This is a genomic window from Alcaligenes sp. 1735tsa3, assembly GCF_024134565.1.
Taxonomy (GTDB): Bacteria; Pseudomonadota; Gammaproteobacteria; order Burkholderiales; family Burkholderiaceae_B; genus Alcaligenes; species Alcaligenes phenolicus.
Map to the genome: position 1 here is coordinate 3,142,016 of NZ_CP099862.1, position 20,534 is coordinate 3,162,549.

General features: G+C 54.8%; 16 protein-coding genes. 8 read left to right on the top strand and 8 right to left on the bottom strand.

The window, feature by feature from the left end; all coding sequences use genetic code 11:
- From rbbA to NIZ92_RS14615, 4 genes are all read right to left on the bottom strand, one after another.
- Complete coding sequence (rbbA, locus tag NIZ92_RS14600) at positions 1 to 2,739, bottom strand: ribosome-associated ATPase/putative transporter RbbA (RefSeq protein WP_035272018.1); 2,739 nt, start codon at positions 2,737 to 2,739, stop codon at positions 1 to 3.
- A 3-nt stretch (positions 2,740 to 2,742) separates the two neighbouring features.
- Positions 2,743 to 3,822: an HlyD family secretion protein gene (locus tag NIZ92_RS14605; RefSeq protein ID WP_009459316.1), complete on the bottom strand. Its 1,080-nt coding sequence runs from the start codon at positions 3,820 to 3,822 to the stop codon at positions 2,743 to 2,745.
- Positions 3,819 to 5,324 (bottom strand): efflux transporter outer membrane subunit, encoded by a 1,506-nt coding sequence (locus NIZ92_RS14610; RefSeq protein WP_254002167.1) that lies wholly within the window; start codon positions 5,322 to 5,324, stop codon positions 3,819 to 3,821. Before NIZ92_RS14610 ends, NIZ92_RS14605 begins: the two co-directional genes overlap by 4 nt.
- Positions 5,325 to 5,460: 136 nt before the next feature.
- Entirely contained in the window at positions 5,461 to 7,215 is a 1,755-nt protein-coding gene (locus NIZ92_RS14615; RefSeq protein WP_254002168.1) for an alpha/beta hydrolase, read from the bottom strand.
- Positions 7,216 to 7,680: 465 nt separating this feature from the next.
- Between NIZ92_RS14615 and NIZ92_RS14620 the strand changes: the two genes are divergently transcribed.
- The 3 genes from NIZ92_RS14620 (at position 7,681) to queC (ending at position 9,981) form a co-directional block, all read left to right on the top strand.
- Complete coding sequence (locus NIZ92_RS14620; RefSeq protein WP_035272014.1) at positions 7,681 to 8,346, top strand: TetR/AcrR family transcriptional regulator; 666 nt, start codon at positions 7,681 to 7,683, stop codon at positions 8,344 to 8,346.
- Positions 8,347 to 8,596: 250 nt separating this feature from the next.
- The gene (locus tag NIZ92_RS14625) at positions 8,597 to 9,271 is read left to right on the top strand and encodes a 7-cyano-7-deazaguanine/7-aminomethyl-7-deazaguanine transporter (protein ID WP_022983354.1); all 675 of its coding nucleotides are present in this window, start codon (positions 8,597 to 8,599) and stop codon (positions 9,269 to 9,271) included.
- Positions 9,268 to 9,981 (top strand): 7-cyano-7-deazaguanine synthase QueC, encoded by a 714-nt coding sequence (queC, locus tag NIZ92_RS14630; protein ID WP_060186348.1) that lies wholly within the window; start codon positions 9,268 to 9,270, stop codon positions 9,979 to 9,981. The genes NIZ92_RS14625 and queC overlap by 4 nt, the downstream gene beginning before the upstream one ends.
- Positions 9,982 to 10,144: 163 nt before the next feature.
- Here queC and NIZ92_RS14635 read toward each other — a convergent pair whose 3' ends face one another.
- The 3 genes from NIZ92_RS14635 to serC all read right to left on the bottom strand — a co-directional run bounded on the left by NIZ92_RS14635 (position 10,145) and on the right by serC (position 13,288).
- Complete coding sequence (locus NIZ92_RS14635) at positions 10,145 to 10,789, bottom strand: DUF6216 family protein (protein ID WP_254002169.1); 645 nt, start codon at positions 10,787 to 10,789, stop codon at positions 10,145 to 10,147.
- A gap of 53 nt (positions 10,790 to 10,842) precedes the next feature.
- Complete coding sequence (glyA, locus tag NIZ92_RS14640) at positions 10,843 to 12,132, bottom strand: serine hydroxymethyltransferase (RefSeq protein ID WP_203145541.1); 1,290 nt, start codon at positions 12,130 to 12,132, stop codon at positions 10,843 to 10,845.
- Positions 12,133 to 12,205: 73 nt separating this feature from the next.
- Entirely contained in the window at positions 12,206 to 13,288 is a 1,083-nt protein-coding gene (gene serC, locus NIZ92_RS14645) for a 3-phosphoserine/phosphohydroxythreonine transaminase (RefSeq protein WP_254002170.1), read from the bottom strand.
- Positions 13,289 to 13,414: 126 nt separating this feature from the next.
- Here serC and NIZ92_RS14650 point away from each other — a divergent pair, with 126 nt between their 5' ends.
- Positions 13,415 to 14,920 carry a PLP-dependent aminotransferase family protein gene (locus NIZ92_RS14650; RefSeq protein ID WP_021446938.1) on the top strand — a complete coding sequence of 502 codons (1,506 nt, stop codon included), beginning with the start codon at positions 13,415 to 13,417 and terminating at the stop codon, positions 14,918 to 14,920.
- A gap of 11 nt (positions 14,921 to 14,931) precedes the next feature.
- On the opposite strand, the gene glyA (NIZ92_RS14655) is transcribed toward NIZ92_RS14650, so the two are convergent.
- Positions 14,932 to 16,227, bottom strand: coding sequence for a serine hydroxymethyltransferase (gene glyA, locus NIZ92_RS14655; protein WP_052159405.1), 1,296 nt, complete (start codon positions 16,225 to 16,227; stop codon positions 14,932 to 14,934).
- Positions 16,228 to 16,893: 666 nt separating this feature from the next.
- Between glyA (NIZ92_RS14655) and NIZ92_RS14660 the strand changes: the two genes are divergently transcribed.
- From NIZ92_RS14660 to pdxK, 4 genes are read left to right on the top strand one after another with little or no spacing between them, the layout of a single operon-like run.
- The gene (locus tag NIZ92_RS14660) at positions 16,894 to 17,847 is read left to right on the top strand and encodes a diiron oxygenase (protein ID WP_035272004.1); all 954 of its coding nucleotides are present in this window, start codon (positions 16,894 to 16,896) and stop codon (positions 17,845 to 17,847) included.
- Positions 17,844 to 18,896: a 2Fe-2S iron-sulfur cluster-binding protein gene (locus NIZ92_RS14665; RefSeq protein WP_254002171.1), complete on the top strand. Its 1,053-nt coding sequence runs from the start codon at positions 17,844 to 17,846 to the stop codon at positions 18,894 to 18,896. The genes NIZ92_RS14660 and NIZ92_RS14665 overlap by 4 nt, the downstream gene beginning before the upstream one ends.
- A gap of 32 nt (positions 18,897 to 18,928) precedes the next feature.
- Positions 18,929 to 19,651 carry a glutamine amidotransferase gene (locus NIZ92_RS14670; RefSeq protein ID WP_083053174.1) on the top strand — a complete coding sequence of 241 codons (723 nt, stop codon included), beginning with the start codon at positions 18,929 to 18,931 and terminating at the stop codon, positions 19,649 to 19,651.
- Positions 19,648 to 20,517: a pyridoxine/pyridoxal/pyridoxamine kinase gene (gene pdxK, locus NIZ92_RS14675; RefSeq protein ID WP_035271999.1), complete on the top strand. Its 870-nt coding sequence runs from the start codon at positions 19,648 to 19,650 to the stop codon at positions 20,515 to 20,517. Before NIZ92_RS14670 ends, pdxK begins: the two co-directional genes overlap by 4 nt.
- Positions 20,518 to 20,534: the final 17 nt, after the last annotated feature.

Genomic DNA, 20,534 nt, shown 5'->3' on the forward strand with positions numbered 1-20,534 from the left:
TCACTTCTCCTGCTTTTTCAGCAGCATGACCGCCGCGCCCAACACCACCGGAATGGCCAGCAACAAGGCAAACAGGGCCCCGTGCAGATCCGAGAAGGTCAGTGCTTTGTTAAATACCCCGCGACTGATGTTGAACATATGCGTAGCCGGATAAATCTCGCCCGCCCAACGGCTGATCCCTTCCATGGAGGACACCGGGTTCAGCAAACCGGACAATTGCGTGGCTGGCAGCATGGTGCCGATCATGGCAAAGAACATGGCCGCGATCTGACTTTTCGTCACCGTGGAAGCCACCAACCCCATGCCGGTAGAAATCACGCAAAACATCAAGGTGGCCACGCTCAAGGTCAGGAAGCTGCCCTTGATGGGTACATCGAACACCGTGATGGCCAAGAGGCACATGCACAGAAAGTTGATCATCGCCAGGCCGATATAGGGAATCTGCTTGCCCAGCAAAAACTCCACTCGGGTGACCGGCGTAACGTACAGGTTGATGATGGAACCCAGTTCCTTTTCACGCACCACGGACAATGCCGTCAACATCGCAGGCAACATCAGCAGCAGCACCGGAATCACGGCAGGCACCATGGCCGGCAAGCTCTTGACGTCCGGGTTGTAGCGGTAACGGTCCTGAATACTGGCGGGTACGACCAAAGCCCCTGCCCCCAGACGCTCCTTGGCTTGAGTAATCAGCCATTGCTGATGCATGGCCTTCACGTAGCCTTGAATGGTTTCGGCACGGGTAGGCATGGAACCGTCCACCCAGGCGGCGATTTCCGGCTTGCTGCCGCGCAGCACATCACGTCCAAAACCGGGCGGAATTTCGATCGCCAGCGCAATCTTGCCGCGCCGCATTCTGTCGTCCAGATCCTGGTAATCCGTTAAGGGGGCCTGCTCCAGAAAATAGCGCGAGCCGGACAGGTTCAAAGCGTAGTTCTGGCTGATACTGGTCTGGTCGCGGTCCAGCACGGCGTAGCGCAAATCCTCTACGTCCAGGGTGATCCCGAACCCCATCACAAACAGCAAAATCAGGGAACCGGCCAAGGCCAAAGTGGCTCGCACCGGATCTCGACGCAGCTCCAGCGCTTCGCGCCAGGTGTAGCTCAGCAAACGCTGCAAGCTAAAGCGTTCGCGCTTTTCGCTATGAGCTTCGTTTGCCACCACCGCTTGTTCTGTCGCCGGTTCCACTTCAGGCTCGGGGCCACTGGCTTCCAGCAAATAACCAATGAAGGCTTCTTCCAGATCAGCGGCGCCACGCTTTTTCACCAGGTTCGCAGGCGTATCGCTATCGAGCACTTTACCGGCATGCATCATGGACATGCGGTCGCAACGCTCGGCCTCGTTCATGAAGTGGGTGGAAATGAAAATCGTGACCTTGTCGCGGCGGGACAACTCAATCAGCAAGCGCCAGAAATTGTCGCGAGCCACTGGGTCCACACCGGAAGTGGGTTCGTCCAGGATCAGCAGCTCTGGCTTATGCACCATGGCCACCGCCAAGGACAGTCGCTGGCGCATCCCCAAAGGAATGGCATCGGGCAAACGGTCCAGAATCTGGCCCAGCTCAAAACGCTCCACCATTTCCGCCACACGGCCTTCCACCTCGTCCTCGGGGACGTGGAACAACTGGGCGTGCAGCACCAGGTTTTGCCGGACCGTCAGCTCGCTGTACAGGGAAAAAGCCTGTGACATATAGCCCACACGACGGCGGGTATCGATGTCTTTGGGATCGACCTCGTGGCCAAACAACCAGGCCTGACCTTCGGAGGCAGGCAACAGCCCCGTCAGCATCTTCATGGTGGTGGATTTACCGCAGCCGTTCGAGCCCAGAAAGCCAAAAATTTCGCCACGACGTATCCGGAAGGACACATTGTCAACGGCGGTAAAGTCGCCAAAGCGAATCGTCAGCCCTTCGGCTTCAATGGCAATATCGTCCGCATCCACATCCAGTGGCGGGATTTCTACAGCCTTGTGGCCTTGACGCTTGTCCTCGGGCAAGAGGCGAATAAAGGCCTGCTCCAGACTCTTGCTTTCCGTGCGCTCCAGCAGTTCTTTGGGCGAACCTGTTGCCAGAATCTGGCCGTCGTCCATGGCGACCAGCCAATCAAAGCGCTGGGCCTCGTCCATATAAGCGGTGGCGACAATCACGCTCATGCTGGGACGTTCGATGCGAATACGCTCGATCAGATCCCAGAACTGCTTGCGGGCCAAGGGGTCCACGCCGGTGGTAGGCTCGTCCAGCAGCAAAAAGTCCGGGTCGTGAATCAATGCGCAGCACAGACCCAACTTTTGCTTCATACCGCCCGAAAGCTTGCCTGCTGGCCGTGTCAGAAAAGGATGCAGGCCCGTGCTGCGCGTCAAATCATCAATTCGGCGACGGCGCTCGGCAGCATCGTGCCCGAACAATCGACCAAAAAACTGCAGGTTTTCTTCCACCGACAAGGTGGGATACAGGTTCTTGCCCAAGCCTTGAGGCATGTAGGCAATGCGCGGGCAAATCTGGTCGCGATGGCTTTTTTCCGCCATATCGCCACCCAGCACTTCAATACGGCCTTCCTGAATCACACGGGCGCCCGCCAGCAAGGACAGCAAGCTGGACTTGCCCACGCCGTCAGGACCAATCAGTCCGACCATGCAAGCGGCAGGCACATCCAGGCTTAAACGATCCAGTGCGAGCGTGTCGCCATAACGCTGGCTAAGTTCAACAACGCGAGCAACCGCCGCCGCTTGCTGCTTGGGCATGGTTTACTCCGTCAAGGTGGAAGTCAGCGACTCAGGCCAGCTGGCATTGGGGTCCAGCTTTACCCAGGCCACACCGGGCAAGCCGGTCTTGACTTGCTCCAAGTGCTTTTTCAACAGCTCGGGGGCAATCTGGGCCTTGACGCGGAACATCAGTTTTTGGCGCTCCGAGGCCGTTTCCACACTCTTGGGAGTGAACTGGGCAGAGCTGGCCACGAAGGACACAGTAGCCGGAACCGGGATGTCCGGAATGGCATCCAGCACCAGACGCACCTCGGTACCCAACGCCACCTTGCCGGCCACTTCGCTGGGCAGGAAGAAAGTCATGTACACATCGGACAGGTCCAGCACGTTCAGTACACGGCCACCCGCACCCAGTACTTCACCGGGCTGGGCGACACGAAACTGCACGCGACCATCGCGGGGGCTGACCAGCTCACTGTCGCGCAAGTCAGCTTCGATACGGGCCACAGCAGCCTTGGCGGCCTCCACGGCAGATTGGGCACCGATCAGCTGAGCTTTGGCAGCATTAATGGCCGCTTCTGCGGCATTGGCCTGGGCCTTGGTAGCAGCTACCGCAGCCTGAGCACCACGCACGCGGGCACGGTCATCATCCAGTTCCTGCGCCGAAGCGGCACCTTCTTTGGACAAGGTGGTGGAACGCGCCAGACGACGTTGGGCTGCGTCCAGTTCCGACTCACGTTGACCAATCAAGGCTTTGGCAGCGATGGCATCGCTTTCACGCAAGGCCACCTGGGCCTGAGAGGCCGCCACATTGTTTTCAGCTTGACGCAAACCAGCCACAGCTTCATCGCGGGCCGCTTCCAGACTGTCTTGCTGCATGATGGCCAGCACTTCACCTTCTTTCACGAAATCGCCCTCGTGGGCGGCGATGCTTTGGATACGTCCGGCAAACTTGGTGGAGATATCAATCTCGGTCGCCTCGATACGGCCATTACCGCTGACAAAGCCAGCGCCAGGACCGGTATTGGACATTTTCTGCCATGCCCACCACCCCAGGCCCAGAACACCGGCAACGATTAGGACAGGAACAAGATTTTTTTTCAAAGAGGATTGTTTGCTCATAGCTGGCTCGAGGATGGATCCGAATTAGAGGAGTTATGGGTGTTGGTCAGGGGCTCGGAGGGGTCCAGCCCACCGCCCAAGGCGCTATACATGGCAATCTGGCTGGCCAGGAGCGCGCGGCGCGTTTGCACCACTTGCTGCTCTACATCCAGCAAATCACGCTGCGCATCCAGCACTTCCAGATAGGCAGCCGAACCGTTGTCGTAACGCATCTGCGCCAGACGGGCGCGCTCGGTCTGGGCGCTGCGGGCAACCAGCTGAACGTCCAACTGCTGGCTTAACCAGTGCCGTGTCGACAAGGCGTCCGACACTTCACGAAAGGCGGTTTGAATCGCTTTCTCGTATTCCGCAATGCGCATGTCGCGACGCACATAGGAAGCGTCCAGATTCGCGCTGCGGCGGCCACCATCAAAGATGGGCAGGGAGATGGTCGGAGCAAACATCCAGGCCTTGCTGCCGGAATCAAACAAACCATCCAGCTCGGCGCTGGCGGTGCCGAAATTGCCAGTCAAGGCAATGCGGGGGAAGAAAGCGGCACGGGCAGCCCCAATATTGGCATTGGCGGCACGCAACTTGTGTTCAGCCGCAATAATGTCGGGACGCCAGACCATCAGGTCCGAAGGCAAACCGGGGGACAGCTCGGCCAACATGATGTTTTCATTCAAAGGCGCACCGGTTGGAGACACGCCCGGATCGGCCCCCAGCAGCTGTTGCAAGGCATGTAGTTGCACCGCACGTTGCTGTTCCAGCTGGGCCAGCATGGACTGAGCCTGCGTCAGCAAGGTTTGCACCTGCGTCACATCCAATTTGGACGTTGCGCCAACTTCATAACGACGGGAGAAAATGCGGTAAGACTCCTGACGAGTCTCTACACTTTTGCGGGCGATCTGCACGCGTTCGTCCAGCTCACGCACCACAATATAGTTATTGGCCACTTGCGAGACCAAAGCGACATGCACGGCTTGTCGGCCTGCCTCGGTAGCCAGCCAGCCTTGCAAGGCAGCATCTTCCAGGCTACGTACGCGGCCCCATAAATCCAGCTCCCAACTGGTCAAACCGACCTGGGCGCGGTAATCACCACCTGTCACCGCCTGGCCGCTGGGGTTCATGTCTCCAGGCACACGCGAGCGAGCAGCTTGCCCCCCTACGGTAAATTCAGGAAAGCGTTCGCTGCGCTGCAAATTCAGCATGGCACGGGCTTCGTCCACCCGTAAAACAGCCACGCGCATATCGCGGTTATTTTCCAGCGCAGTCTCAATGAGCTTGCTCAGAACCGGGTCTTTAAAGTATTCGCGCCAACCCAGATCACGCGCTCGCACCGCATTGGCCGGGCCTGCGGACAGGTCCGAGTAAGCCTGTGGAACGGGGGAAGCGGGCTGATCGTAATCGGGTGCCATCGAGGCACAACCCGCCAGGGTGACCAGCAAGGCAGCCAGCGCGAAATGAGGGCGACGCGCAGCGCTTCGGTGCTTGAGACTCAAATCGTAGGTCTGTGGGGCCATTGGAAAAAATGCCTAATGAGAAAAAGGGAACTGCCGTCAAGGCAAAACAGCACGTCAGCGATGGGCTTTGCACCTATCGCCGACATCAAACAGAGCGACAAGCTCACCATTTAGCGAGCTTGTATGAACTGACTGCTTACTTCACTAATACGTATTGACCGGGAGCCGGGCCGATTGGGGCGTAGCCCTGTTTGGCGGCACCCATTTGCGGTGGTTTCACCTCCGCTCCCGAGCGCGCCTTGAGCCATTCCGTCCAGGCGGGCCACCAGGAGCCCTGATGCGAGGCGGCTTGTGCCTGCCATTCGTCCACCAGAACAGGCGCAGTGCCTGCTGCGCGGGTCTGAATCTGATATTTGCGACGCGGATGGCCCGGTTCGCTGACAATCCCGGCGTTATGCCCACCTGTGGTCAAGACAAAGGTGATTTCGGCAGGCACCAGATAATGCAACTTGTAAACAGAGCGCCAAGGGGCAACGTGATCGGAAACAGTACCGACACAAAAAATAGGCAAATTAACTTGCGCCAGAGAAACGATACGGCCTTCAACCGGATAACGGTTTTGACTTAAATCATTATTCAAATACATGCGGCGCAAATATTGCGAATGCATGGTCGCGGGCATACGCGTGGCGTCTGCATTCCAGGCCATTAAATCGTTCAAGGGGCGGCGTTCGCCCAATAAATATTTATTAACCATGGGCGCCCACAATAAATCAGCGGAGCGCAGCATTTGAAAAGCGGCTTCCATCTGATTGGCGCGTAAATAGCCCTCGTCGGCCATCTGAGCTTCCAGCAGGCTGACCTGACTTTCGTCAATGAACAGGGACAAATCGCCCGGCTCGGAAAAGTCGGTTTGGGCCGCAAAGAACGTCAGGGAGGCAAGCCTGTCGTCTCCATCGCGTGCCATGGCAGCCGCGGCAATCGCCAGCAAGGTGCCGCCCAGGCAATAGCCGGTGGCGTGGATTTTCTGGCCGGGAACAATGGCGTTGACAGCATCCAGGCTGGCCTTCCAGCCCAGGCGAATGTAGTCGTCCATCCCGAAGGCATGATCTTCGGCAAGCGGGTTTTTCCAGGACAGGCAAAACACCGTGTGGCCTTGATCCACCAGGTATTTGATCAGGGAATTTTGTTCGGACAGATCCAGGATGTAGTACTTCATGATCCAGGCCGGAACGATCAGCACAGGCTCTGGATGGACCTGCTTGGTAGAAGGCGTGTACTGGATCAGTTCGACCAGCTCGTTACGTAGTACCACCTTGCCCGGCGTGGCCGCCACATCCTTGCCGACCACAAAATCTTCGGTGCCTACGGGCGGTTCACCCGCGAACTGGGCCTGCATATCCTGCTGCCAGTTCTCCAGGCCACGGCTGAAGTTATCCCCCTGTTCTGCAAGGGTTTTATCCCACACCAAGGGGTTGGTCCAGGCAAAGTTGCTGGGGCTGAGCATGTTCAACCATTGCTCAGCACCAAAGGCAATCAGTTTTTGATGATGAGGCTCCACACCGGCTACGCCTTCCGTGGCACTTTGCCACCACTGCTGCTGCGCCTGATAGGTTTGTCGCAGCAAATTAAAAGGCCAACGATCCCAGGCGGGGTCCGAAAAGCGGCGGTCGGTATAGGCAGGCGCTGCAGCTTGCTCTGAGGTTTGCGAAGACGACTGGGCCGATGCGGCCAGCTCCTCGCTCCATTCACGAAATAGCTGTTCCCACTGGCTTTGCGCCAACTGCCGCAACTGTTCTTGTTTGCCAGGGCTAAGGGCCAGATGACGTATCCAGTCCATCCAGGCAAGAAACTGCGATTCGGGGGAGATGGAACTCCAGATACGAGCCCAGGCGGCTCGTGCGGATGCGTCTAACTGCTCAGTCTGATCAAGGGACTGCCTGCTAACCATTGCCACTCCGCAAAAAGTACATACAAAAAGCAGATACGACTGCTTAGTCTTTTTAATAATACACCAGTTTACATCTAAACTTTTTGTATGCAGGCCTTTTAATAAAGAGCCATAAAAAACCTTTGCGTTAGATCAAGTTCATGGCAGATAAAAAACGACCAGCCTCAGCCACATTTGTTGTTATACCGTGCCTGTTATGGAATAGGGAAATAAAAACAAGTGAAAAAACAAATAAAGCCTCACTAAAAAACTCAGGCTTTTAAAAAAAACAAAGGCGATGCAATCCAGTGAAACAAGCGGTAACCCAGACTCATGGCACAACTATTATTTCCACAGCAATGTGACAAAACAAGCACAGCCCCTCGTCAAGCCCTCAAGCCGCAGCCAGGCTGGCTTGCCATCGGCCTGGGACAAGTGGCCTGATATACTGCAAGCCCCATATCTTGCCCATCCCCACAGGATGACATGACAGACACGCACCAAAATAAACCTCCTAAAAACGAAAGCACAAACAAGCGACGTTACCTACCGTCAGCTGAGCGCAAACGCGAAATCCTGAAAGCCGCTTTTGAAGAGTTTTCTCATCGGGGATTTCTGGGTACTTCGCTGGAGCGCATCGCCGCGCGCGCCGGGATATCCAAGTCCGGCATCTACGCGCACTACAGCAGCAAAGATGAAGTGTTCGAGGACATGCTCCACAGCACTCTGCTGCCGCCTGATGGCAATACCTTTGAGTTATCCGATACCTCCGAGGCAGACACCCTGTCCTGTATCGTGGATGAGTACCTGCACCAGTTGTATGAACGCCTGTCCAACCCGGACGTGCAAGCCATGTTCAGGCTTTTGATGACAGAAAGTGGCCGCGTGCCGGATCTGGCCCATTACTGGGGCAAACAGCTCCTGAGCCAGAACTACACCGCCAATCAGGCGTTTTTTGAACTGGGCATCCAGCGAGGTCTCATCCGCCCCGACGTCAGTTCCTCCGACTACATCCTGGCCGCCTCTCCCTCCCTGATGTGGCTGATGGTTTTGCTGGTTCTGGGACCACAGAACTCGCCCGTGCCCTTTGAAGAAGTACACCAGTTGCACAAGCGCTTGCTGATAGAGTGCCTGCAACCTGCATCGGCCTAAGGGCTGCTCATCAAGAACGAGCCAAACAAGTTCGTTTGCTTTGGCAAGCGGGCTTGTTTGAGCCTCTGCAAGCCCCCTACCCTTTTTTTGTGCCATAAGCCTCATCAAGGCAGACGTATAAGCGCGTCTGATGCACACGCTACACTTGCGGGCAACAACCATTCCATCGAACCGCAACTGACCGTACAATAGTCGGTTGCAGTCCATTTCCAATGGGTTCCCTCACCCCATCCACCAAAAAGGTCCAGACATGACTCTGCCTACCGTGCCGTCTTCACGGCTGTCGTTCTACGTGCGACTTCTGATTGCCTTTCACATTTTTATTGTGATTGCCAGCAATTATCTGGTTCAACTTCCTATTGAACTATTCGGCTTTCATAGCACCTGGGGAGCCTTCAGCTTTCCCTTTGTTTTTCTGGCTACCGACCTGACCGTCCGCTTGATGGGCAAGTCCGAAGCGCGCCGCGTGATTACCCGCGCGATGTTTCCAGCCCTGATCGCCTCTTATGTGGTCTCGGTACTTTTTAATGAAGGCCAGTTCAACGGCTTGCAGGCACTGGGCGAATTCAACAGCTTTGTGTTCCGTATTGCCTTGGCCAGCTTTGCCGCCTATGTATTAGGGCAACTGCTGGATGTACAGGTCTTTGATCGCATCCGTCGCGACTACAAACAATGGTGGCTTGCTCCAGCGGCCGCCTCGATCTTTGGGCAGGCACTGGATACCTTGGCCTTTTTCGGCATCGCTTTCTGGCACAGCAGCAATCCCTTCATGGCCGAACACTGGGGCGAGATCGCCGTCGTCGATTACGTCATCAAACTGGGCGTCAGCCTGCTGCTGTTTGTACCCATGTATGGCGTACTGCTCAATTCCCTGATCAGCACCATGAAGCGCCGCGCCCTGAGCACCGCACAGGTCAAAGCATGAAGCCGCACACTCCCCGCCGCCGGGCACTGGTTCTCTTTTCGGGCGGACAGGATTCGGCCACCTGTCTGGCCTGGGCTTTGGACCGCTTTGCCTTTGTAGAAACCGTGGGCTTTGACTACGGCCAACGCAACCATGCGGAATTGCAGTGTCGACAGACACTAAGAGACAAGCTTTGCCAGCAGTTCCCGCACTGGGCAGAGCGCCTCGGGCAAGACCATGTGCTCGATGCCAGCGTCCTGGCTCAGATAGGCGGCAGCGCGATGACTGAATCCATGACGATTGCCATGCAGGAAGATGGTCTGCCCAATACCTTTGTGCCGGGTCGAAACCTGCTGTTCTTTACCCTGGCTGGCGCCCTGGCCTACCGTCGGGGACTGGATACGCTGGTTGGCGGTATGTCCGAAACCGATTATTCGGGCTACCCGGACTGCCGCGACAACACGCTGAAAGCACTGCAGGTGGCATTGAGCCTGGGGATCGAGCGCCCACTGACCGTGGAAACACCACTGATGTGGCTGGATAAAGCAGATACCTGGGAGCTAGCCCACCAGTTGGGCTCGGATGCTTTAGTGAAGCTAATTCAGGAAGACAGCCATACCTGCTACCAGAACGAGCGGGAAACCCTGCATGACTGGGGATATGGCTGCGGGCAATGCCCGGCTTGTGAGCTGCGGGCCAAGGGGTATGGGGATTGGAAGTTGCGGGGCTGATATTACGTAGTTACTCAATACGATAGGCGGCTGGGACCTCGCGATACAGGTTCACCGCCGCCTGTAAAGACAATAACTCTTTAATTACAAGCATGATAAAAAACAAGAAATAAATTAAAAATGGACCCGCGAAATATCTTTGAAGCTTCACCGTCGACTCCAACTAACTAAAATAGCTCCCAGACTCAACCGCCTCACAAACGCTTTCCAGATCACTCAAAGAAAGAGGCTTAATCTCATTAGAGACACCACTTGAACAGAGCGAAACATCGAAAAACCAGCGCTCATCGCCATCCTTCAAGAAAGATCTCAAACCCTGCTTCCCTTGCCACGCCCAAACATCACTTTCATCAAATTTAATTATTGCCTCAGAATTAAAAGTCAAAATAGCGAAAGGGGCAGAAAGAAACAACAAAAAAGCAAACCCTAGAGTGGTGAAAATCACACGATCAACACTAGGCTTTCTTACCTTACACGCACCCCACTTCACCCAACGCCCTGCTTTACCCATATTTTTCAATGGAATAGATAAAGCGTGTGACCATTTGACTGCTCTACTGGCATCCCTAGGGCAACTCACACTCTCGATAGAGTACATTGCCTTGAATCTTTCCAAGTCCAAGCAATTTTTTCTTTCAGAATCAAGAAGTGAATCATAAAACTCTTCCCTATGAAAAGAAGACCAAATTTTATTAAAGAAAACAAAATACGCCCCTTTATATTTAAGGTAAGCAACAGAAAACAAGAAAACAACAACAGCAAGCAAAGAAGAAATAGAAGCTAAAGAAGAAGAAATTAAATTAATCATAAGAAAAACCCAACCACCAAAGTGGCTGGGCCCTTATAAAAAAATTAATCAAATCACAGCTGAGCTGGTTCCGTCTGCACCTGATACACCGGGTAGCGTCGACACAAGGTCACGATTTTTTCCCGGATATCGTGCTTGATCGTATCCAGGGTGCCTGCCTCATAAGCATCAAGCACATCACACAAGTAATGCGCCAGTTGCTCGCAGTCCTCCACCGTAAAGCCACGTGTCGTTACAGCCGGCGTTCCGATACGAATACCCGAGGTCACCATGGGCGAACGGGGATCATTGGGCACCGAGTTCTTGTTCACGGTGATATAGGCATCTGCCAAGGCATCGCTGGCCTCTTGCCCGGTGTAGGGCTTGGTCGACAAGTTGATCAGCATCATGTGGTTATCTGTCCCCCCTGACACGATGTCGTGACCACGCTGCATCAGTACCGCCGCCATGGCGCGGGCATTACGCACCACGTTTTGCTGATAGGTACGGAATTCCGGCTGCAGAGCCTCTTTGAAAGCAATGGCTTTGGCCGCAATCAAGTGCATCAAGGGGCCGCCTTGCACGCCGGGGAATACAGCGGAATTCAGGCGTTTGTAGAAATCTTCGCTTTGCCCTTTAGCCATGATCACGCCACCACGTGGACCGCGCAGAGTTTTGTGCGTTGTGCTGGTGACCACATGGGCGTGTGGCAAGGGGCTGGGGTACTCACCCGCCGCCACCAGACCAGCTACGTGGGCCATATCCACCCAGAACCAGGCACCGACCTTGTCAGCAATCTGGCGCATACGCGCCCAATCCTTCACACGCGAATAGGCGGAGAAACCACCAATCAGCATTTTGGGCTTGGTCTCGATAGCAATGCGCTCCATTTCGTCGTAATCGATCAGCCCGGTTTGGGTATCAACTCCGTAAGGAACAATGTTGTAAAGACGCCCGGAAATATTGATGGGGTTGCCGTGGGTCAGGTGACCACCCTGAGCCAGGTTCATCCCCATCACCGTATCGCCCGGTTTGAGCAAAGCCAGGAACACAGCAGTATTAGCCTGCGCTCCAGCATGAGGCTGTACGTTGGCGTAATCACAATCGAACACCGCTTTCAGACGCTCGATAGCCAGACGTTCGGCTACATCTACAAATTCACAACCGGCGTAGTAACGCTTGTCCGGGTAACCCTCGGCGTATTTGTTGGTAAACACGGAGTTCTGAACCTGCATCACCAAAGGGCTGGCGTAGTTTTCCGAGGCAATCAGTTCTACGTGATCTTCCTGACGGCTTTCTTCGCCCTGAATGGCCTGAGCCAATTCCTTGTCGAATTCAGCCAGGCTGAGTGTGTTGTCGTACATCGCTTTTCCTTAAAAAAATTTCTACCCTCGTCGCGGCTACTTACTTGGCCGCCTTGCAAAGCAGGCGCACGCCCTAACCGTGCGTGCGCTTGAACTCGCGCATGAACTCTCCCAGCGCCTGTACCGCATCCAAGGTGACGGCGTTGTAGATGCTGGCGCGCAAGCCCCCCGTTGATTGATGGCCCTTCAAGCCGTGAAAACCATTCTTTTGCGCTTCTTCAACAAATAAAATATCTAAATCAGTTTCAGCAATATGAAATGGGACATTATTGAGGGATCGATAGTCAGGCAAAACATTGTTGATATAGAAACCATCACTGCTATCAATAAGCTCATAGAGCAGCTGCGATTTTTTCTTATTTATTTTGTGCAATACTTCTATTCCACCAACACGCTCTATCCATTCCAGCATCAAACCCAGCACATACCAGGAAAAGGTTGACGGTGTATTTAATAGCGATTTCTTTTTTGCTTGAATGGAAAAATCCAAAGCTTGTGGCGTATTTGCCAAAGGCCTGTCTAAAATAGCGGGATTAAGTAATACCAGCGTAACACCGGCAATTCCCATATTTTTCTGAGCCGAGGCATAAATCAAATCGTGAGCCGAGACATCAATCGGTTTTGACATCAAGCTGGAGCAAGCATCACACACCAAGGGAATAGGTGAAGCAGGTGGTTTTGAAAATTGCAAGCCCTGTGCAGTTTCGTTCTCTGTGTAATGCAAGTACGCTGCATCCCGATTAATATTAGATTCATTAATCTCGGGAATACGATCAAATCCAGTTTCATAAGAACTGGCTACGATTTCGACATTCCCATATTGCTTGGCGGCATTAGCCGCCTGTTCCGACCATAAACCCGTATGTATATAGTCCGCTGTGTTTGCTTGATGAAGCAAGTTCATCGGTATTTGAGAAAACTGCAGGTACGACCCTCCTTGCAGGAGCAAGACGTGATAGTCCGTTGGCACGGCCAGAACACGACGCACAGCGGCGTCGGTACGATGGGCAAAATCCATGAAAGGCTGGGAACGATGGCTGATTTCCATCACGGACACCCCTGTGCCCGCAAAATCAAGCAGCTCATCACGTATTTGCAATAGAACATCCATTGGCAAGGCGCTGGGCCCTGCGCTGAAATTAAAGGGTCGGGACATACTTGCTGAGATCCTGTACAAACCTGAACGCCGGAACAGGCCCCCCCTATTTCGGCAATGACAATCAAGTCTACGAGCACAATGGTCTGACTAGTCAGACCATTAATATTCTCTGGAGCAGACCGCATGACGCGTTCGTTTGAACTGGACACCTTGAAGATGCGTCTTAACGATGACGAACTTCAATCCCTGGATCTTCACCAGCGCATTCAGCGTGCCTTGCGGGCATTGATTCTGGATGGCGCCCTGGGTCCGGGGGTCAAGCTGCCTGCCACACGCTCCCTGGCCAAATCCTTGGGCATGGCCCGCGATACGGTTGAAAACGCCTATGTTCAACTGCATCGAGACGGCTTTATCGTGCGGCGCGAGGGCTCGGGCAGCTATGTTTCCGAGTCGGTCGGCACGGAGCTGCGCGGCAGTGCCTATCGCCGCATCAAAGCCCAGGATCTGAAACGCAGCGTAATGGAACCCGGTACGGGCTTAAGCCGTCGGGGTCGCGCCGTGTTTGAAAGTGGCGGCATTGCCGATCAACAGACCATCAAGGCCTTTGCCACTGGCCTGCCGGAAACCCGCAACTTCCCCACCGATGTGTGGGAACGCCTGCAACGTCAGGCCATGAAAGACTATCGAGCCAACATCCTGCTGCATGGCGATCCGCAAGGCACCGAGTCCCTGCGTAAAGCGATTGCCGTGTACCTGAATCTGGAGCGTGGTGCGAAGGTCTCCGCTGATCAGATTTTGATTCTGAGCAGCACGCGCCAGGCCTTGTTTCTGTGCGCACAATTACTGGTCGATGCTGGCAAACCTATTCTGGTTGAAAATCCTGGCTACTTCGGCGCCCGCAAAGCCTTTGAAGCAGCCGAGGCTCGTGTCGTACCAATTGGCGTGGACGAGCAAGGCTTGCGCACCGATCTGCTGAATGAAGATCGCAGCGGCGCGAACTGCATTTACGTGACACCCTCACACCAGTACCCCACCGGGGCCACCATGTCCCTGGAACGTCGTCTGGAGCTCATACACTGGGCGGCTGAAAATGGCCGCTGGATTATGGAAGACGACTACGACAGCGAATTTCATTACGACGGCTTACCCACGGCGTGTGTGCAAGGGCTGGATAAATACCAACGCACAATTTACTTGGGCACTTTCAGCAAAACCCTGTATCCAGGCCTGCGCATGGGCTATATGGCCCTGCCACCCGAGCTGGTCAAACCCTTCACCCAGGCACGCAGCATCATGGATGGTCACACACCGCAAATCCTGCAGCTGACGCTGGCGCGTTTTATGGAAGACGGACATTACAACTCGCATATTCGCGCTATGCGCAAGCTGTATGCCGGGCGGCGGGAGATCATGCTGGAAGCCATCGAGCAGCACTTGCAAGGAATCGTTCGTGCGGCCCGACCTGAAGGCGGTTTGCAGATTCCCTGCTTTCTGGAGCCGGGCTGGTCAGAAGAACACACGCTGCGCCGCGCCTTGAGTGCTGGCGTTCAACTGCCGGGTTTGAGCCGTCTGTACATTGGTGAAGAAAAACAACAGGGCTGGCTGCTGGGCTATGCCTCCCTGACCGCCTACGAGATCGAGTCCGCCATGTTGCGTCTGGCCAACGCTCTGCGTCAGGGCAAAGGCTGAGCCGGGAAAAATCAGTACATCAAGGGATATCGCCGGTTCAGGTCTGCGACCCCTTCCAAAATGGCATTCTCGGTGCGGGGATTGCGCGAACCACTGCGCACCCCGCCCAGCAAGGCCAGAATCATGTCGCCAATTTCCTTGAAATCATCTTCACCCAAACCGCGAGTCGTACAGGCGGCACTGCCGACCCGTACCCCCGAGTAGGCGCCAGAGGCTTGCTCATACGGCACACGGTGTTTACTCAAGCTAATGCCCAGCTGAGCCAGAACCTGCTCCACCAAAGGCCCGGACAGCCCCCAAGGGCGCAAATCCACCACACCAAAATGACAGTCTGTTCCCCCTGACACCACCGTCAGTCCACCTTCGGACAAGCGGCGACACAAGCTGCGCGCATTGATGATGACGGACTGGGCATAGGCTTTATAGGATGGGCTCATTGCTTCACCCAAAGCCACCGCCTTGGCGGCCAGAATGTTCAGCAAAGGTCCGCCTTGCAGCCCTGGATATACGGCTTGGCTCAAGCGCTCGGCCAGCTTGGGCTCATTGCTCAAGATAATCCCACCCCGCGGTCCGCGTAAGGTGCCATGTGTGGAAAAGGTCGTGACATGGGCATGTTTGACAGGTGATTCCATCAGACCGGCCGCCACCAGCCCCGCGCCGTGGGCCAAATCCACCATTAAATAAGCGTTGATTTCATTGGCGATATTTCTAAATTCGGCAAAATTTGGCGTACGTGAATAGGACGAACCTCCGGCAATGATCAACCGTGGCCGTTCCTTGTGGGCCAGGGCGCGAACCTCGTCCATATCGACCCATTGCGTCTGACGATCCACTCCATACGAGCAAGTCTGAAACCAGCGTCCGGACACATTGAAATGCGAACCGTGGCTAAGGTGCCCGCCCGCACTTTGATCCAGCGCCAGAATCGTGTCGCCCGGCGAGAGCAAGGCCAGATACACCGCCAGATTGGCCTGGCTGCCCGAGTGCGCCTGCACATTGGCGTAAGAGGCCCCAAAAACCGACTTGGCCCGCTCGATAGCCAGCTCTTCGGTTTGATCGGCTTGTTCGCACCCGCCGTAAATCCGTTGCCCAGGATAGCCTTGCGCCTGCTTGTTGCTGAGCAAGGAGCCCTGCACGTCCAAAACGGAGCGGCTCAGGTAATTCTCGGAAGCGATCAGCTCAATGGTGTGTTGTTGGCGACGCCGTTCGGCTTCGATGATGTCCCAAAGATTGCGATCACTTTGCTGTAGAAATTGCGAACCCGCCAGAGGCTGGTGGGGGGTGTCGCCACCGGCAAGACTCTTCATGGGAGTTCCTGTTTAGAGATTAGCCACGATAGGGTCGTGGCTCATTGCCCGATACCAGGCAAAAGTGCTGCCCTGGACGCACGGACTCCAAGGGCGAAAGATAAACATCCTATTCTGTTTATCGACCTATAAAACAGTCCATTAAAAATTAATTCACCAGACCACTTTTAATTATTGTTATTTGAATAAACATTCAAAGCATAAAGAATTCAAAATCCTCTGAAACACAGAGAGAACGCCAATCCCGATTATCCTGGTCAAGAATTAAAACAAGATTCAAATTTTTATTATTAAGTGGTCTGTCAAATGATCTTGAAATGGTCTGTCATTTATTGTCATAGGATCATTAGAATGCAGCCAACGAATACTCAACACCCATACTTCTAAACGCTCAAGCAGATTATCACCTTTCTCAATCTGTGCACGATAAAAAACATCCCCAGTTTTCCCACGACTACAGGAAACGCCATTGCTTTAACGGCAGTTCAACCACGCTGATCCCCACGGTTCAAGAAACCCGGCAACGGGATTTTTTTGGGCCTTGTCCATAAGAATCGGCAAATCCTTTTAAGCCTGCGATTTTCCATTTGGAAATAAAGATAGGTGGAATAAAGAAACGACCTGTTCATTTCGAACAGATCGCAATCAACAGCAAGGAAGTTTGAAATGACAATCAAAAGCTACGAAACTGATGACGCCGTACGTAATATGCTGCAAAAACTGTCGGTACTTTGGAAAAACCGGGCTGCCGTGAATCAGGAACTGCCTGACTACAACAATCTGGCTTTCGATCCCAACAAGGCCGATTTCAGCGAATGCCTGCTGCCTTTTCGCGAGCATCAGGCCTGGCTGGAAGCTCCTGAAGAATTGAAATCGCAGTGCTTGTCCTATGCCTGGGGCATTTACAACCTGAAGACCATTTACGTTGAGTGCAACGTGGTCACGCCTTCTTGCGAAGACATCATCAAGACCCCGCCCCCAAGCGCCAACCGCAATCTGCTGCAAGACGTGATGTCCCAGGCCTTGCTGGACGAGGCCCTGCACACTCGCATGTCCATCATGGCCTGCAACTACATCTACTCCATGCGTGGTCTGACGCCCCTGGATTTCACCAATTTCAACCTGGTGCAGTGGCGCAATGACATCCTGAGCCAATGCGGTTCCGAATCCGAGCGTCGTCTGACCCGCTTTGCCATTGCCTGCGCATCCGAGACCCTGATTACCGACTACCTGAAGACCATGGCCGAGGACAAGAGCATCCAGACCGTGTGCCATGAAGTTACCCGCACCCATGCCATGGACGAGTGGAGCCACTCCAGCGTGTTCAGCTTTGTGGCGTCGGACATCATTCACGGACTGAGCCAGAAAGAGCGCGAGCATATGCGCGCCGTTATTTTGCGCACCGTAGAAATGTTCGCCAACAATGAAATGGGCGCTTGGGAAAAAGTCTTCTCCATGGTGAATTTCCCCAATGCCCGCGACATTTTGCACGACACCGGCGACTCCAACGAAATTGGCGTGTACACCGGCTCGGTAGAAAGCCTGATCGAGCGCATTGGCCTGAACAGCAAGTCCGGCAAGGCTCCTGCCGAGGCCGAACAACAGGAGGCGCTGCAATGACAGCCATGATTCAGGCGCGCTGCGAGACCGTTCGCCCCGAGGCCGGAAACGTCAAAGTGTTTACCTTGCGGGTGCAGGGCGGCCATTTTGATTTTCTGCAAACCTTGCAGGCAGGCAAGCACGTCGCCCTGAGCTACCCCGATACCGGCGGCACCATTCAACAGCGTATGTATTCGATCACTCGTATGGCCGATCCAGACCTGATTGAAATTGCCGTAAAAGGGTCGGGGCGCAATAGTGTTTCCGATCACTTGCACGCCACCTTGCGCGAGGGCATGAGTGTGCCCCTGCAATATGTGGCGGGTGAAATCTCGGTGAACTCTATTGTGGGTTACGAGCGTATCGCCATGATCGCAGGCGGCATTGGCATTACCCTGCCCATTGCCTTGCTGCGTGAGTTGGCGGCGCGAGCCCAGGACGGCTTGCCTGTACCACAAGTACATTTGCTCCTCAGTATTGCCCGTATTGCCGACATTCCCTTCCTGCATGAACTGCTGCAACTGGATCTGGGCACCAGCTGGTTCACGCTGACCGTGTTTGTCACGCAGGAAAAGATTCGCGAAAGCGCTCATTTCAAAGTGGGTCGCCCCTCTTTTGAAAATATGGAGCAATTGAAAGACCCGCAGGCCGTGGTGATTTGCGGCAGCCATGGGTTTGCCCAGGCCTTGCGCGAATACACCATTCAGGCTCACCCCATCTCGCATATGTTGATTGAAGCCTTTTCCCCACCGGCCAAAGCGGGTGTGGAAATCCTGCCTGAAGCAGGCAGTCCCCCCTTGCAAATCAATGTGCGCAGCACCGGGCAAACGCTCAACCCTGAGCCGGGCAGCAGCCTGCTGGAAATGCTGGAAGCAGGCGATGTGCCTATTCGCAGCCAATGCCGTTCGGGCATTTGCGGCGCGTGCCGGGTACAGATTTCGGAGGGCGAGTACCGCTCTGAACCGGATTTTTGCCTGAGCGACCAGGACAAGGCCCAGGGCCATGCACTGGCATGTTGCACCTTCCCCTTATCGGGTGCCATTAATGTAGACATCGGTACCACGAGCTGACATCCTTACCATCTGGATTGAAAGAACCTCTTATGAAGAAAGTCATCGCACTGCGTCATATCCATTTTGAAGACTTGGGCACACTGGAACCTGTTCTGATCGAACAGGGCTACCAAGTTCAATACATTGACCCTTCCGTCGAGTCACTGCGTCACGTGGGTGAACAGGACGCTGACCTGCTGGTTGTATTGGGCGGGCCAATCGGCGCCTACGACGAAAAGATTTACCCCTTCCTGTCTGATGAGCTGGAACTGATCAACAAGTTCTTGCTGGCAGGCAAACCTTTGCTGGGCATTTGCCTGGGCGCACAACTGATTGCGCGCGCCCTGGGTGCCAATGTCTACCCCCTGGGTGTGAAAGAAATCGGTTTCTCTCCGTTGAAACTGAGCGAAGCGGGCAAAGAATCGCCCCTGGCCGCCGTTAGCGGCATTCCCGTCCTGCACTGGCACGGGGATCAGTTCGATATTCCTGACGGAGCCATTCACCTGGCCAGCACGGACGTAGGCCCCAATCAGGCCTTCTCCTTCGGAACCCAAGTACTGGGCCTGCAATTTCACCTGGAAGCCGACACCAGCAAGCTGGAACGCTGGTTGGTTGGTCATGCCAACGAACTGGGACAAGCTGATATCGATCCGCAAATGCTGCGTCTGGAAGCCATGGCGGTACAAAAACGCCTGCACGCCGCTGCCGCTACGGTCCTGACCAGCTGGCTCAGCCAACTTAAACAGGCCAGTTCCGCTGATTGCACTGCATGAACACTGCTGCTGTAACGTTTGTCGATCGTGAACGACATCCCTACCATGTGGATGTCGTTTCGATTCAGTCTCAAGTCGTCTACGGTCGGGTAGGCAACAATGTTGCCGGCCCGACTTTGCGTAGACATGGCTTTAAAGTGGCCGCCGTTCCCACCGTGTTGCTCAGCAACAACCCGCAATATCCCACGGTGCACGGCGGTGCTGTCCCCGATGAATGGCTGGAAGGCTTTCTGAATGATCTGGTCTTGCGCGGTGCGCTGGACAAGGTACGCGCTGTCCTGATCGGTTATCTGGGCAGCGCCAACCAGGCCGTCATCATTGCGCGCTGGTTAAAAGCGTTGCTGCAAGAGCACCCTGACACTCTGGTGATAGTGGACCCGGTCATCGGCGATCTGGATGTAGGCGTCTACGTAGACCCGGCGCTGATCCCCGCCTATCACGAAACCTTGCTGCCGCTGGCCACGGGCCTGACCCCCAATAATTACGAGCTGTCCTTGCTGTCCCAACAGCCTTGCGACACCATTCAGGGCAGTTCCAGTGCCGCGCACGCCTTGCTAAATGGCCGGACCGAATGGGTCATTGCCACCAGCGCCGCCCCCGACTCCTGGCAGGATGGTCAGATCAAATTATTGATGTCCCGCAAGGAGCCGCGTGCCGACACCCTGCTTAGCCATCCACGCGTGGATTGCGCCGCCAAAGGCACCGGAGACCTGTTTGCCTCCACCTTGCTGGCCCATCTGATTTTGGGTGCAGACCTGCATTCTGCGGTGCATACGGCCAGTGCCAGTGTGCTGCATCAATTGGAGTTGACCCGCCAGGCCGGACATCAGGAATTAATTTTGCCAATAGATCCTTTCCGAGCCTGAGCAAATATTTCCTAATC

Excerpts from the sequence above, each read along its gene's own strand:
- rbbA (WP_035272018.1), bottom strand. The coding sequence starts at position 2,739 with ATGCCCAAGCAGCAAGCGGCGGCGGTTGCTCGCGTTGTTGAACTTAGC.
- NIZ92_RS14605 (WP_009459316.1), bottom strand. The coding sequence starts at position 3,822 with ATGAGCAAACAATCCTCTTTGAAAAAAAATCTTGTTCCTGTCCTAATC.
- NIZ92_RS14610 (WP_254002167.1), bottom strand. The coding sequence starts at position 5,324 with ATGGCCCCACAGACCTACGATTTGAGTCTCAAGCACCGAAGCGCTGCG.
- NIZ92_RS14615 (WP_254002168.1), bottom strand. The coding sequence starts at position 7,215 with ATGGTTAGCAGGCAGTCCCTTGATCAGACTGAGCAGTTAGACGCATCC.
- NIZ92_RS14620 (WP_035272014.1), top strand. The coding sequence starts at position 7,681 with ATGACAGACACGCACCAAAATAAACCTCCTAAAAACGAAAGCACAAAC.
- NIZ92_RS14625 (WP_022983354.1), top strand. The coding sequence starts at position 8,597 with ATGACTCTGCCTACCGTGCCGTCTTCACGGCTGTCGTTCTACGTGCGA.
- queC (WP_060186348.1), top strand. The coding sequence starts at position 9,268 with ATGAAGCCGCACACTCCCCGCCGCCGGGCACTGGTTCTCTTTTCGGGC.
- NIZ92_RS14635 (WP_254002169.1), bottom strand. The coding sequence starts at position 10,789 with ATGATTAATTTAATTTCTTCTTCTTTAGCTTCTATTTCTTCTTTGCTT.
- glyA (WP_203145541.1), bottom strand. The coding sequence starts at position 12,132 with ATGTACGACAACACACTCAGCCTGGCTGAATTCGACAAGGAATTGGCT.
- serC (WP_254002170.1), bottom strand. The coding sequence starts at position 13,288 with ATGTCCCGACCCTTTAATTTCAGCGCAGGGCCCAGCGCCTTGCCAATG.
- NIZ92_RS14650 (WP_021446938.1), top strand. The coding sequence starts at position 13,415 with ATGACGCGTTCGTTTGAACTGGACACCTTGAAGATGCGTCTTAACGAT.
- glyA (WP_052159405.1), bottom strand. The coding sequence starts at position 16,227 with ATGAAGAGTCTTGCCGGTGGCGACACCCCCCACCAGCCTCTGGCGGGT.
- NIZ92_RS14660 (WP_035272004.1), top strand. The coding sequence starts at position 16,894 with ATGACAATCAAAAGCTACGAAACTGATGACGCCGTACGTAATATGCTG.
- NIZ92_RS14665 (WP_254002171.1), top strand. The coding sequence starts at position 17,844 with ATGACAGCCATGATTCAGGCGCGCTGCGAGACCGTTCGCCCCGAGGCC.
- NIZ92_RS14670 (WP_083053174.1), top strand. The coding sequence starts at position 18,929 with ATGAAGAAAGTCATCGCACTGCGTCATATCCATTTTGAAGACTTGGGC.
- pdxK (WP_035271999.1), top strand. The coding sequence starts at position 19,648 with ATGAACACTGCTGCTGTAACGTTTGTCGATCGTGAACGACATCCCTAC.